This window comes from Solwaraspora sp. WMMA2101, assembly GCF_049179175.1.
In the GTDB taxonomy this organism is placed as follows: domain Bacteria; phylum Actinomycetota; class Actinomycetes; order Mycobacteriales; family Micromonosporaceae; genus Micromonospora_E.
Map to the genome: position 1 here is coordinate 2,323,061 of NZ_JBMHMA010000006.1, position 13,963 is coordinate 2,337,023.

At 70.9% G+C, this 13,963-nt stretch carries 7 protein-coding genes; 6 read left to right on the top strand and 1 reads right to left on the bottom strand.

All coding sequences use genetic code 11. The features are described from left to right. Nucleotides 1-57: 57 nt before the first annotated feature. Genes ACN28F_RS11270 through ACN28F_RS11280 form a run of 3 tightly spaced genes read left to right on the top strand, consistent with a single transcriptional unit; the run spans nt 58 to nt 3,218 of the window. Nucleotides 58-945 carry a polyphosphate polymerase domain-containing protein gene (locus ACN28F_RS11270; protein ID WP_421357662.1) on the top strand — a complete coding sequence of 296 codons (888 nt, stop codon included), beginning with the start codon at nt 58-60 and terminating at the stop codon, nt 943-945. Nucleotides 946-951: 6 nt separating this feature from the next. Continuing rightward, on the top strand, nt 952-1,629 hold the full coding sequence (locus tag ACN28F_RS11275; protein ID WP_289207975.1) for a DUF4956 domain-containing protein: 678 nt from the start codon (nt 952-954) through the stop codon (nt 1,627-1,629). Then, nucleotides 1,629-3,218, top strand: coding sequence for a CotH kinase family protein (locus tag ACN28F_RS11280; protein WP_421357663.1), 1,590 nt, complete (start codon nt 1,629-1,631; stop codon nt 3,216-3,218). Before ACN28F_RS11275 ends, ACN28F_RS11280 begins: the two co-directional genes overlap by 1 nt. Nucleotides 3,219-3,241: 23 nt before the next feature. Here ACN28F_RS11280 and ACN28F_RS11285 read toward each other — a convergent pair whose 3' ends face one another. Then, nucleotides 3,242-4,096, bottom strand: a complete 855-nt coding sequence (locus ACN28F_RS11285) for a serine hydrolase (RefSeq protein ID WP_421357664.1) — start codon at nt 4,094-4,096, stop codon at nt 3,242-3,244. Between the two features lie 119 nt (nt 4,097-4,215). Between ACN28F_RS11285 and ACN28F_RS11290 the strand changes: the two genes are divergently transcribed. The 3 genes from ACN28F_RS11290 to ACN28F_RS11300 all read left to right on the top strand — a co-directional run bounded on the left by ACN28F_RS11290 (nt 4,216) and on the right by ACN28F_RS11300 (nt 13,927). After that, entirely contained in the window at nt 4,216-4,629 is a 414-nt protein-coding gene (locus tag ACN28F_RS11290; protein ID WP_289207978.1) for a TIGR03618 family F420-dependent PPOX class oxidoreductase, read from the top strand. A 128-nt stretch (nt 4,630-4,757) separates the two neighbouring features. Continuing rightward, nucleotides 4,758-7,766 (top strand): glycine--tRNA ligase, encoded by a 3,009-nt coding sequence (locus tag ACN28F_RS11295; RefSeq protein WP_421361351.1) that lies wholly within the window; start codon nt 4,758-4,760, stop codon nt 7,764-7,766. Nucleotides 7,767-8,161: 395 nt separating this feature from the next. Next, complete coding sequence (locus tag ACN28F_RS11300; RefSeq protein ID WP_289207979.1) at nt 8,162-13,927, top strand: ThuA domain-containing protein; 5,766 nt, start codon at nt 8,162-8,164, stop codon at nt 13,925-13,927. Nucleotides 13,928-13,963 lie beyond the last annotated feature (36 nt).

The following is a 13,963-nucleotide window of genomic DNA, read 5'->3' on the forward strand; positions in this document are numbered from 1 at the left end:
CGGTGTTTCCTCACCTTCGCACCGAATCGGCCCTACCTGAAGGTGAGGACTCCGCCTATGCGCCCCGAACCGGCGTCAGCGACATCGACCAGTCCCGGCGACGACCGGGCGGGGCACGCGCTGCGTGGCGCCTCCCGGCTGCACGCGTTCAACCGGTACGAGATCAAGTACCTGGTCGACAACGCGGCGGTGCCGGCGCTGCGCGAACGGCTCGCCGCCCGGCTCGACCGGGACAGCCACGCCGGCGTCGACGGGTACGGCGTGTGGAGCCTCTACTACGACACCGACGACCTGCGCTTCTACTGGGAGAAGATCGAAGGGCTGCGGTTCCGCCGCAAGATCAGGATCCGGCACTACGGCGACCGGACCGGCATCGACGACGACACGACCGTCTACGTCGAGATCAAGCAGCGGGTGAACCGGGTGACCCAGAAACGACGGATCGCCCTGCCGTACCGGCTGGCCCGCCGGCTCTGCGACGACCGCGCCATGATCGAGCACGCCCGCCCGCAGCGGGGCTTCGTCCAGGAGGTCCTCGGCCTGGTCTCCGGCCTGCGACTGCGCCCGGTGGCGATCACCGGCTACCAGCGGCAGGCCTTCGTCGGGTCCGGGGCCGACCTGGGCCTGCGGGTCACCCTCGACACCCGGGTACGCGGCCGCGACCGGGACTTCCACCTCGGCGCCGACGCCGAGAACCGGTTCATCGTGCCGCCGTCGCGTTCGATCATGGAAGTGAAGGCGAACGAGCGGGTCCCGTACTGGCTGACCGACCTCGCCGCCGAGGCCAACCTGTCGGTGGTCCGGGTCAGCAAGTACTGCCAGAGCGTCGAGGCGTTCGGCCGGGCACCCCGGTCGGTGTTCCACGTCCCGGACGACGAACCCGCACCGGTCGTCGACCGGTCGGATGACGAACTGCTCTCTATCGGCGCATCGGCGAAGGGCTGAACCGACATGGAAATCACCTTCCAGGACCTGTCCAGCACGTTCAGCCTCGGCGACATCGCCGCATCGCTGGCACTGTCCTTCGTGCTCAGCGCGATCATCGGATGGGTCTACCGGGCCACCCACCGCAACGTGTCGTACAGCCAGTCGTACGTGCAGACCCTGGTCATCCTCGGCATGCTGATCTCGTTGATCATGCTGGTCGTCGGCTCCAACATCGCCCGCGCGTTCGCGCTGGTCGGCGCGCTGTCGGTGGTCCGCTTCCGCAACGCGATCAAGGAAACCCGTGACGTCGGCTTCATCTTCCTGGTGATGGGCATCGGGATGGCCTGCGGCACCCGGTTCTACCTGCTCGCGGTGGTCGCGACGATCGCCATCTGCCTGATCATCGGGGTGATGTCCCGCTTCAACTGGTTCGCGCTCAACGTGCAACGCCAGGTGGTCAAGGTGCAGGTACCGCCGGACGGCGACCACACCCAGGGGATCCAGGACGTACTGCTGCGGCTGACTTCCGAGTTCGAGCTGGTCAGCATGGAGTCGATCCGGGGCGGCGCGTTGACCGAGTTGATGTACACGGTCCGGCTGAAGAAGGGATCCGAGCCCGGTGAGTTGATCTCGGCGCTAGGCGAGCTGACCGGCGGGCAGCGGGTCACCGTGCTCACCGGCTACGACCAGACGGACCTCTGATGGCCCGCCGACGGCTCCGACATCGGATACCGGTCCGCGTTCGGCACAACTACCGGCTGCTGGCCAGCTGCGCGACGTTCCTGCTGATGATCACGGTCGTGCTGGGCAGCACCCGGGTTCGGCCGTACGTCACCAGCGCGGCCGACGCCGCGACGGACGTGGTGACGGTCGACATCGCCGGCACCGTCGACCTGTTCGACTCGACGGTGGCCCACGAGATCACGCTGGTCTTCGCCGACGCGGACTACCAGCGGATGCTCGACGCCTACTTCGACGACGGCGAGAAGGAGTATCTGGAGGCCGACCTCGTCGTCGACGGGACCACGATTCCGAGCGTGGGCATCCGACTCAAGGGCAACTCCACGCTGGGCGGGCTGACCCGCGACGGTGAAACCGCCCAACGCGGTGGCGGCCAGTTCGGCGGCGGCCAGGGCCAGCCAGCAGGCGGCGGCCAGCCCGACGGCGCGGCGCAGGGCGGCGGCCGGCAGTTCGGCGGCGGCCAGGGCATGGGCATGGCCGGACTGGCGGCCGAGAAGCCGGAGACGCTGCCCTGGCTGATCAGCTTCGACGAGTTCGTCGAAGGGCGGCGTTACCAGGGGCTGCAGGAGATCGCGGTGCGGGTCGGCGGGATGGGCGGCGGTGCCGCCGTCGCCAACGAGGCGCTGTCGCTGTCGCTGCTGGCCACCGCCGGGATGACCACCCAGCGGTACGCGTACGGCGCGTTCACCGTCAACGACCGGCCGACCACCGCCCGGCTCGTCGTCGAGCACCCCGACGAGCAGTACGCCGCCGGGGTCGGATCCAACGGCGTGCTCTACAAGTCCCTGGCTTCCGGATCGTTCAGCTACCAGGGCGAGGACCTGATCGACTACCAGGACGACTTCAAGCAGGTCAACCTGACCGGCAGCCAGGACCTGCAGCCGGTGATCAACCTGATCCGCTGGGCGAGCGAGGCCTCCGACGAGGAGTTCGACGCCGAACTGGCCGACCATGTCGACGTCGAGTCCTTCGCCCGGTACGTCGCCGCGCAGAACCTGCTGCTCAACTTCGACGACATGGCCGGTCCGGGCCGCAACTACTACCTGTACTACGACCTGACCACCCGGAAGTTCACGGTGATCAGCTGGGACCACAACCTGACGTTGCGCGGCGACGCGACGCTCGGCCCACACGACGCGGTCAGCATGGGCGGCGGTCGGTTCGGCGGTGGGCAGGCGCAGGAGGGCGGGTTCCAGCCGCCGGAGGGTGTCGAACCGCCGGACGGGTTCCAGCGCGGCGACGCCGGTGCGGGTGGCCCGGGGCAGCAGGGCGGTACGGCACAGCAGGGCGGCGGTCCCGGTCGGTCGATGGGGCACCCGCTCAAGGAGCGGTTCCTGGCCAGCGACGCGTTCACCGAGGTGTACGAGGCCGCGTACCGCGATCACTATCAGCGGATGTTCGCCAGCGGCGCGGCGACGGCCGCGCTGGACGGCCTGGCCGCCGTCCTGGCCACGGTCGACGGCGCCGACGCCGACGCGGTCACCGCCGAACTCGACCAGCTGCGGACCGTGGTGACGCAGCGCACCGAAAGCCTGCGCGACCAGGTGTAGACCGGCCGGGTGGGCGGGGGCGGTCAACCGCTGGCGCCCACCTGGCCCGTCGGCACCGCGTCGAGCAGCAACCGGCCGAGAACGGCGTGCGCCTCGACCGCCGGGTGAGTGGCACCGTAGTTGTCCGGGTCGTCGAGGCCGTCGGCGAAGAACGCGTACACCAGGGCCGGCGCGCCGTCCGCGTCGGCGATGATCCCGACCTCGTGCCGGGCGGCCGCGTTGACGTCGGCGTCCACGTCGGCACCGTGCTTGGTCGCCACCCGGGCACGCTCGGCCGACGACATGGTCCGCCGTACGCCGTCGTGGTAGCCGGCGGCCCCGCGCAGCACCCGCAGCAGGAACCGGCAGGACCCGGCGCTCAGCAGGGTCCGCCCGGCCAGGCCGACGAGCAGGTCGTGGGTCTCCCGGGGGGTGGTGACGCCGAGGAGGAACCGGTGCGGGTCGGCGACCGGTTCGACCCGGGTATGGGTGAGACCCTTCGCCGCCAGGATCTCGTTGATCTCCCGGGCCGCCGCCACCCGGCCGCACAGCCGTACCGCCGTGTTGTCCGACACCAGCAGCATCGCGGTCAGCACGTTGGCGACGGTGACGGTGTCGCCCCAGACTCCGTGCAGATGGTAGATCCCGCTGCCGCCGAGGATGTCCGGGGCGGCCAGGTCGAGCCGGTCGTCCAGGCGCAGCAGGCCCCGGTCGACCTTGTCGAGCACGGCCACCGCCACCGCCAGCTTCTGCACGCTGTAGCCGGGCACCACCCGGTCGGCGTCGTCGGCGAACACCGGCTCCCAGCCGCCGTCGCCGGTCACCCGGCTGACCAGCGCGCACCACTGGCCGCCGGCGCGGCGACGCTGCCGCGCGTAGCCACGCCGGATCCGCTCCACGCTGCGGATTCTGCCACCGGCCACGGCCCGGCCGGCGCGGCCGTAGAGTCGGCGGCAGCGGCACCGACGCCCCGGACGTCGGCCGCTTGCGCCTACCACCGGACTGGAAGGAGCCACCCATGGCCAGACCCCCGCTGCCGCAGGACATGGTCGAGATGCTGGGCCGGCCCAATCCGGCGGTGATGGGCACGGTGAGCCCGCGCGACAGCGCGCCGGTGACCGTCGCCACCTGGTACCTCTGGGACGACGGCCGGGTGCTGCTGAACCTCGACGGCCGGCGCAGACGGCTGGCGCATCTGCGGACCGACCCCCGGGTGTCGCTGACCGTGCTCGACGGCGACTCCTGGTACCGGCACGTGAGTCTGCACGGCACGGTGGAGCTGATGCCCGACCCGGAGCTGACCGACATCGACCGGCTGGCCCGGCACTACACCGGGGACCGCTACGCCGACCGGGAGCATCCCCGGGTGTCGGCGTGGCTGACGGTCTCGACCTACCACTCCTGGGGCTTCGACAAGGCGCTCGGCGACTGACGTACGGAGGCCGGGGAACCGGCGGTGGCCGGGTAAATAGAATGGCCCGGAATCATCCGCCGCCGGCGCGACACCCCTGCCCCGGGGTCGCCTGCCGGCACCAAACCTGGGAGTCGATCGTGCTGACGATGCAGGACGCGCTGGCCCGCCTCGCGGCGTACTGGGCCGAGCAGGGCTGCCTGACGGTCCAGCCGATGAACACCGAGGTCGGCGCCGGTACGCTCAACCCGGCCACCTTCCTGCGGGTGCTCGGGCCGGAACCGTGGCGGGTCGCGTACGTCGAACCGTCGGTGCGTCCGGACGACGCCCGGTACGGCGAGAATCCCAACCGGATCCAGACCCACACCCAGTTCCAGGTGATCCTCAAGCCGGAGCCCGGCGACGCCCAGGAGCTCTACCTGGGCAGCCTGGCCGCGCTCGGCATCGACGTCGCCGCGCACGACGTCCGGTTCGTCGAGGACAACTGGGCATCGCCGGCGCTGGGTGCCTGGGGGCTGGGCTGGGAGGTCTGGCTGGACGGGCTGGAGATCACCCAGTTCACGTACTTCCAGCAGGCCGGTGGGATCAACCTGGACGTGCCGTCGGTGGAGATCACCTACGGCATCGAGCGGATCATGATGGCGCTGCAGGGGGTGCGGCACTTCAAGGAGATCGCCTACGCGCCCGGCGTCTCGTACGGCGAGATCTTCGGACCGGGCGAGTACGAGATGAGCCGCTACTACCTCGACGACGCCGACGTCGCCACCAACCGGCAGCTGCTCGACCTGTACGCCGCCGAGGCGCAGCGGATGATCGACGCCGGGCTGCCGGTGCCGGCGCACAGCTTCGTGCTCAAGTGCTCGCAGGCGTTCAACGTGCTCGACGCCCGGGGCGCGGTCTCCACCGCCGAGCGGGCCACCGAGTTCGCCCGGATGCGCCGGCTCGCCGGCGAGGTGGCGCAGTTGTGGGTGCGTCGACGCCAGGAGCTGGGGCACCCGCTCGGTGTGGTGGCCCCGGCCCAGCCCGGCCAGGCGGACACCTCGGCGGGGCCGGCGGACACCGGACAGGCGGACACGTCGGGCGGACCGGCCGACGCGGCCCGGCAGCTGGTGTTCGAGATCGGCACCGAGGAGATGCCGCCGTCGGAGGTGCGTTCGGCCCGCCAGCAGGTCGCCAAGCTGGTCACCGACCGGCTGGCCGCCACCCGGCTGGCGCACGGCGACGTGCGGGTGCTGGCCACCCCGCGCCGGCTGGTCGCGATCGTCGACGCGGTCGCCGCCCGCGAGCCGGACCACACCCGCACGGTACGCGGCCCGAAGGTCGTCGCCGGGTTCCGCCCGGACGGCACGCCCACCCCTGCGGCGGCGGGCTTCGCCCGGTCCCAGGGGGTCGAGGTGAGCGAGCTGGCGCAGGTGGAGATCGGCGGCGTACCGCATCTGGCGGTGTTGCGCGACGAGCCCGGCCGCCCGGCCGCGCAGGTCCTCACCGAGGTGCTCGCCGGGGTGGTCACCGGCCTGCGGTCGGCGAAGAACATGCGCTGGCGGGATCCGCAGTTGGCCTTCACCCGGCCGGTCCGGTGGCTGCTGGCGCTCTGGGGTGACGTGGTGGTGCCGGTGGAGGTGTCCACGGTGGCCGCCGGTCGGACCACCCGGGTGCACCGTACCGCCGCCACGTCGACGGTCCCGGTGGCCGACGCGGAGAGTTACCTGACGACGGTGCGCGACGCCGGCATCGTGGTGGACCCGGACGAACGCCGGGAGATCATCGCCGCCGCCGCCGCCGGGGAGCTGTCCGGCAGCGTCGGCGGCCGGGTCGACCTGGCCGGCGAGGCCGGGCTGCTGACCCAGGTGGTGGATCTGGTCGAGCAGCCGACGCCGCTGCTGGGCGGCTTCGAGCAGCGGTACCTGGAGCTACCGGAGGCGGTGCTGGCGACGGTGATGCGCAAGCACCAGCGGTACCTGCCGGTGCGCGGCGCCGACGGAGCGCTGCTGCCGCACTTCGTGGCGGTCGCCAACGGCGCCATCGACACCGACCTGGTGCGGGCCGGCAACGAGGCGGTGCTGCGGGCCCGCTACGAGGACGCGGCGTTCTTCTACCGGGCCGACCGGGCGACCCCGGTGGCCGAGCTGCGGTCGCGGCTGGACCGGTTGACCTTCACCGACAAGCTGGGGTCGATGGCCGACCGGGCCGACCGGATCGCCGGGCTCGCCGGGGAGTTGGCCGAGCTGGTCACGCTCTCCGAGGTGGAGCGGCGGACGCTGGCCCGGGCCGCCGAGCTGGTCAAGTTCGATCTCGGTTCGCAGCTGGTCACCGAGATGACCAGCCTGGCCGGGGTGATGGCCCGCGACTACGCGGCGCACGCCGGCGAGTCGGCGGAGGTCGCCGAGGCGGTCTTCGAGGCGGAGTTGCCGCGCAGCACCGGGGACCAGTTGCCGCAGTCGCTGCCCGGCGCGGTGCTGTCGCTGGCCGACCGGTTGGACCTGGTGACCGGGTTGGCCGCCACGGTCGGCATGCCGACGGGCAGCAGTGACCCGTTCGCCATCCGGCGGGCGGTGCTGGGGTTGCTGGCGGTGCACCGCAGCCAGCCGGGGCTGGCCGGGGTCTCGCTGGCCGCCGGGCTGGCGCTGACGGCCCGGTGTCAGCCGGTGCCGGTCGACGACGCGGTGCTGGCCGAGATCGGCGAGTTCCTGACCCGCCGGCTGGAGCAGCTGCTCACCGAGGAGGGTCAGCCGGTGGACCGGGTCCGGGCGGTGCTGCCGCACGCCGACCGGCCGCAGCTGGTGGACCGGCTGCTGGCCCAGTTGGACCGGCTGCTCGGCGACGCGCAGTTCCGGGCGTTGGCCGAGGCGGTGCAGCGGGCCCGGCGGATCGTGCCGGCCGAGGTGCCGGCCGGCTACGACCCGGCGCTGCTCACCGAGCCGGCCGAGGTACGGCTGCACGAGATGGTCAAGCAGGTGCAGGCCGATCTGGACCACACTGTGGATCTGGACCGGTTCACCGAGATCGCCGGCCGGTTGACCGACCCGGTCAACGCCTTCTTCGACGACGTGTTCGTGATGGCCGAGGACCAGCGGCTGCGCCAGGCCCGGTTGGGCCTGCTCGCGACGGTCGCGGGGCTGGCCGCCGACGTCCTGGACTGGCCGCAGCTTCGGATGTGACCGTCGCACGCCCAGATCGTCTCGGGGTGTAACGCCCGCCGGGCCGCTCCACGCTCGACCCTGGGGCGGCCACGACAAGGCCGCCGACCTGCCCTTTTCACACCCCGCCGGTGTCGCAACGACCGCCGGCGGGGTGTTGCGCGTGACCTCGGTTATAAAACCGTTACATATTCAACTCTTGCCGGAAACAGAGCCGGCAGTCCCTAATTTGTCCAACGGCTTAACAAAACATCGGTGAACGCGTCGTGGCAGCACGTTCACCGAGCACGACGGGAAGGCCATCGGCCGGGTCGACCCGGCACCCCTGTTCACCAGGACGAGGAGACCCCGTGTCCCGAACCCGCCGACGCCATGCTCCGCGTGGCCCCATCACCGCCGCACTGCTATCACTGTCCATGTTGTCCACAATGCTGCTCGGCGCCCCCGCCGCGCAGGCCGCCCCGACCACCCCTGGTACCCCGGCCGAGCAGCCCGCGCCGGCCGCAGTCGACGACCCGTACTCGGTCCTGGTCTTCTCCAAGACCGCCGGCTTCCGGCACGCCTCGATCCCGGCCGGTATCGCCGCGATCCAGCAGCTCGGCGCGGCCAACAACTTCACCGTCGACACCACCGAGAACAGCGCCGCCTTCACCGACGAGAACCTGGCCAACTACCGGGCGGTGATCTGGCTCTCCACCACCGGTGACGTCCTCGACCCCGACCAGCAGGCCGCGTTCGAGCGCTACATCCAGGCCGGCGGCGGGTACGTGGGCATCCACGCCGCCTCCGACACCGAGTACAGCTGGCCCTGGTACGGCGAACTCGTCGGTGCCTACTTCGCCAGCCACCCGGCCAACCAGACCGCCACGGTCAAGGTGGAGGACAACGCCCACCCGGCCACCGCCGGGCTGCCGGCCGAGTGGTCCCGCTACGACGAGTGGTACAACTTCCGGACCAACCCGCGTGGCGACGTGCACGTGCTGGCCAGCCTGGACGAGTCCAGCTACTCGGTCGGCTCCGGCGCGATGGGCGCCGACCACCCGATCGCCTGGTGCCGCGACTACGACGGCGGCCGCGCCTGGTACACCGGGATGGGTCACACCGACGAGTCGTTCGCCGAACCGGAGTTCCTGACGCACCTGCTCGGCGGGATCCAGTCGGTGGCCGGCGTCGTCGAGTCCGACTGCGGCGCGTCGCTGACCGAGAGCTTCGAGAAGATCACCCTGGACAGCAACACCAGCAACCCGATGGAGCTGGACGTAGCTCCGGACGGGCGAGTCTTCTACATCGAGCGCGACGGCCGGGTGCAGATCGTCAAGCCGGACACCGGCAGCACGGTCACCGCGATCGACCTCGACGTGTTCACCGGCAACGAGGACGGCCTGATCGGCATCCGGCTCGACCCGGACTTCGCCGACAACGGCTGGGTCTACCTCTACTACGCCCGCAACGACGGCGTCGCCCGCAACCTGCTGTCCCGGTTCACCGTCGTCGGCGACAGCATCGACCTGGCGAGCGAGAAGGTCGTGCTGCAGGTCGACACGCAACGCAACACCTGCTGCCACGCCGGCGGCACCATGGCCTTCGACAGCGACGGCAACCTGTACCTGGCCACCGGGGACAACACCAACCCGTTCGAGTCGAGCGCCTACACCCCGATCGACGAGCGGGCCGGCCGGCAGGACTACGACGCGCAGCGGACCTCCGGCAACACCAACGACCTGCGCGGCAAGGTGATCCGGATCCACCCGGAGGACGACGGGACGTACACCATCCCGGAGGGCAACCTGTTCGCACCGGGCACCGCGCAGACCCGCCCGGAGATCTTCGCGATGGGCTTCCGTAACCCGTTCCGGATGGGCATCGACCCGGCCACCGACACGCTCTACGTCGCCGACTACGGCCCGGACGCCAACTCGGACAACCCCAACCGGGGCCCGCGGGGTCTGGTCGAGTGGAACATCGTCGACACTCCCGGTAACTACGGCTGGCCGTACTGCACCGGGACGAACGAGGCGTACAACGACTACCAGTTCCCGTCCGGCCCGAGCGGCGCCAAGTTCGACTGCTCGGCCCCGGTGAACGACTCCCCCAACAACACCGGCCTGACCAACCTGCCGCCGGCGATCCCGGCCACCGTCGACTACGGCTACAGCGGCGACCCGCGCTACCCCGAAATCGGTGGCGGTGGCGCGCCGATGGGCGGCCCGGTCTACCGCTACGACGCCGATCTGGTCTCCGACCGCAAGTGGCCGGCCTACTACGACGGCAAGGCGCTGCTCGGTGAGTGGAACCAGTCGAAGATGTACACGATGCAGGTCAGTGCCGACGGCACCGAACTGATCGACATCAACCAGCTGCTGACCGGGATGAGCTTCATCCGGCCGATGGACTTCGAGTTCGGCCCGGACGGCGCGCTGTACATGATCGAATGGGGCAGCGGCTTCGGCGGCAACAACGACGACTCCGGGGTCTACCGGATCGACTACATCGCCGGGGCCCGCGCACCGATCGCCCAGGCCAGCGCCACCCCGACCTCCGGGCCGGCACCGCTGACCGTGCAGTTCTCCAGCGCCGGCTCCCGGGACCCCGACGGCGGGGACCTCACCTACGCGTGGACGTTCGGTGACGGTGCCACCTCGGACCAGGCCAACCCGAGCCACACGTACGCCGAGGCGGGCAGCTACACCGCACAGCTCACCGTGACCAACCCGAACGGGCGGACCGCGGTGGCCAACGTACCGGTGACGGTCGGCAACACCGCGCCGACGGTGGAAATCACCTTCCCGCCGGCCGGTGGCTTCTTCAACTGGGGCGACCAGGTCGAGTACACCATCACCGTCACCGACCCGGAGGACGGCGAGATCGACTGTGACCGGGTGCAGCTGCAGGTGCTGCTCGGCCACGACGAGCACGCCCACCCGCTGGACCAGCACACCGGCTGCTCCGGCGTGGTGCAGACCCAGCTCGCCGACGGTCACGGCGCCGAAGCGGACGTCTTCACCGTCTTCGAGGCCACCTACACCGACAACGGCGGCGTCGCCGGCGCCGGGCCGCTCACCGGCCGGGCGATCGAGCTGCTGCAGCCCAAGCGCAAGCAGGCCGAGTACTACACGGTCACCGGGCGGGTGGCGGACGCCACCGGCGGCGGCGACCCGGGCGTCCAGGTGGAAGCCTCCAGCGACCCGGCCGGCGGCGGCGACAACATCGGATTCATCGAGGACGGCGACTGGTGGTCGGTCGACCCGGCCAGCCTGACCGGCATCGACGAGATCCGGTTCCGGGTCGCCTCGGCGGCCAACGGCGGTCGGATCGAGGTCCGGGCCGACGCGGCCGACGGTCCGCTGGTGGCCACGGCCACCGTACCGGGCACCGGGGGCTGGCAGTCCTGGACCAACGTCACCGCACCGGTCACCGGCGCGCTGGACAGCGGAACGCTGTTCTTCGTCGCCCGGGACCCGGCCGGCGGCACCGGTTCGCTGTTCAACGTCAACTGGATGGACTTCATCGGCCGGGGCGTGACCGACAACGCGCCGCCGCAGGTCACCGTGACCGCGACCCCGACGTCCGGCACCGCGCCGGTCACCGTCGCGTTCACCGGTACGGCGACCGACGCCGAAGGCGACACCCCGTTGACGTACGCCTGGGACTTCGGTGACGGCGGCACCGCCGACACGCTGGAGGCCAGCCGCACGTACGCCGTACCGGGGACGTTCACCGCCGTGCTGACGGTGACCGACGCCCGGGGCGCGCAGTCCTCGGCGTACACCCAGATCCGGGTGGAGGCACCGAACACGTCCTGCTTCGGGGCGCGCTCGGACGACTTCCTCGGCGACGAGCTGGACCGCGACCGGTGGACGATTGTCCGGGAGAACCAGCTCTACTCGGTCTCCGACGGCGTACTGCGGCTGCCGACCGGCGTCGGTGACCTGTACGGCTCCCGCAACGACGCCACCAACCTGGTGCTGCAGCCGGTGCCGTCCGGTGCCTGGCAGGCCACCACCAAGGTCACCCTGCCGGTGACCGCCAACTACCAGCAGGCGGGTCTGCTGCTCTACGGCGACGACGCCAACTACGCGAAGGTGGATCTGCTCTACAACGGTTCCCGCCGGGTGGAGTTCATCCGGGAGACCGCCGGTACGCCGCGCAACGAGGGTGCCGACGCCACCGACGCACCCGCCGGTGACACCATCTACCTGCGGTTGACCAGCGACGGCACGAACGTCACGGCGGCCATGTCGGCCGACGGGCAGACGTTCACCCCGGTCGGTCGGTCGGCGGCGCTGGCCGGCATCGTCAACCCGCAGGTCGGGGTGTTCGCCCTCAACGGTGGCACCGAGGCGCCGGTGGTCGACGCCTTGTTCGACTGGTTCCAGTTCACGCCGGACGCGCCGGACGGGCCGGTCGAGGCCTCCGACGAGTTCGACGGCGACGCGCTGGACAAGTGCCGGTGGGACGCCATCGTTCGGGAGGACGCGGCCGCGTACCGGGTCGCCGACGGGGCGTTGACCATCGACGTGCCCAACGGGGACATCTACACCGGGGACAACACCGGGCCGACGAACTTCATCCTGCAGACCGCCCCCGAGGGCGACTGGACGATGGAGACGAAAGTCGACGGCAGCCTGCTGAACGAGCAGTACCAGCAGGGCGGTCTGCTCGTGTACGCCGACGACGACAACTACCTGAAGTTGGACTTCGTCACGGACAACTCGGCAGGCTCGGCGGTCAGCCGGCGGATCGAGTTCCGCAGTGAGATCGACGCCGTGGTCCAGAACCCGCAGCCGCAGGTCACCGGGTTGACCTCCGGGGTGTGGTACCTGCGGGTGTCCCGGGCTGGTGACGTCTTCACAGCCGAGTACTCGGCGGACGGCACCACCTGGACGGCGTTCGAGTCGCTGACCAGCACGGCGGTCGGGGCCAACCCGAAGATCGGGGTGTTCACCCTCAGCGGCAACCAGACGGCGTCGAAGCCGGTCTCGTTCGACTACTTCCGGTTGACCACCCCGTCGACGGAGGAGGACACCACCGCACCGGTGACCAGCGCGACCGTCACCGGGTCCGGCGAGCCGGTCGACGGCTGGTACCCGGGTGACGTCACGGTCACCCTGGCCGCCACCGACAACGACGGCGGCAGCGGGGTGGCGGGCACCGAGTACTCGCTCGACGACGAGACCGGCTGGACGACGTACACCGCGCCGGTGACGGTGACCGGCGACGGCGAGCACGAGCTGCGGTTCCGCTCCACCGACGCCGCCGGCAACGTCGAGGAGGCCGGGTCGGTCACGTTCAAGATCGACGGTACGGCGCCGGTCAGCTCTGCGGAGTTCGCCCCGGCGAACGACAACGGGTGGCACGACGGCACCATCCCGGTGGTGCTGGCGGCCACCGACGCCGGTTCCGGCGTGGCGCTGCTGGAGTGGTCGCTCGACGGTGGTGACTGGACGCCGTACACCGAGCCGGTGGCGATCAGTGGTGACGGCGAGCACGAGCTGCTGTACCGGGCCACCGACGCGGTCGGCAACGTCGAGGCGCTCAAGTCGGCCGTGGTCAAGATCGACGGCACGAAGCCGACGCTGCTGATCTCCGGCGTGGCCGACGGTCAGCTCTACGGCGACAGCCAGGACGTCCGGGTGTCGTGGCAGGCGGTCGACCCGACCTCCGGTATCGCGACCGTGGTCGGCACGCTCAACGGCCAGCCGTACGCCAACAACACGCTGCAGGCCATGTACGACCTGCCGCTGGGGATGCACGAGTTGACGGTGACGGCGACCGACAAGGCGGGCAACCGTACCGCCTCGACGGTCCGGTTCTTCGTGACCACGTCGTTCCGGGACATGCAGAGCCTGATCGACCGGTTCAAGGCGACCGGGCAGCTGTCCAACCTCGCGCACCGCAAGCTGTCCAACAAGCTGGACGCGGCGCGGCTGTCCGAGGCCGAAGGCAAGGACAAGCGGGCGGTGCAGCAGTTGACCGCCTTCAAGGCCCTCGCCACCGACCCGGCGTTGGTGACCGACACCGACGTGCGGGACACCATGGTCCGCGACGCGGACGCGATGATCGTGCGCCTCGGCGGCACGGCCAGCGCGGCCGGAGTGCAGGCCAACGGTGGTAAGCCGGTGACCGGTGCGGGTCGGCTCGCGGAAGACCCGACCCGGATCGATCCGGACCAGCAACTCTGATGGTGGTCGGCCCCGTCCCGCCTGCGTCCGTGGGTG

What these genes read in the sequence shown, in the direction of transcription:
- ACN28F_RS11270 (WP_421357662.1), top strand. Translation starts at nt 58, where the DNA reads ATGCGCCCCGAACCGGCGTCAGCGACATCGACCAGTCCCGGCGACGAC.
- ACN28F_RS11275 (WP_289207975.1), top strand. Translation starts at nt 952, where the DNA reads ATGGAAATCACCTTCCAGGACCTGTCCAGCACGTTCAGCCTCGGCGAC.
- ACN28F_RS11280 (WP_421357663.1), top strand. Translation starts at nt 1,629, where the DNA reads ATGGCCCGCCGACGGCTCCGACATCGGATACCGGTCCGCGTTCGGCAC.
- ACN28F_RS11290 (WP_289207978.1), top strand. Translation starts at nt 4,216, where the DNA reads ATGGCCAGACCCCCGCTGCCGCAGGACATGGTCGAGATGCTGGGCCGG.
- ACN28F_RS11295 (WP_421361351.1), top strand. Translation starts at nt 4,758, where the DNA reads ATGCAGGACGCGCTGGCCCGCCTCGCGGCGTACTGGGCCGAGCAGGGC.
- ACN28F_RS11300 (WP_289207979.1), top strand. Translation starts at nt 8,162, where the DNA reads ATGTTGTCCACAATGCTGCTCGGCGCCCCCGCCGCGCAGGCCGCCCCG.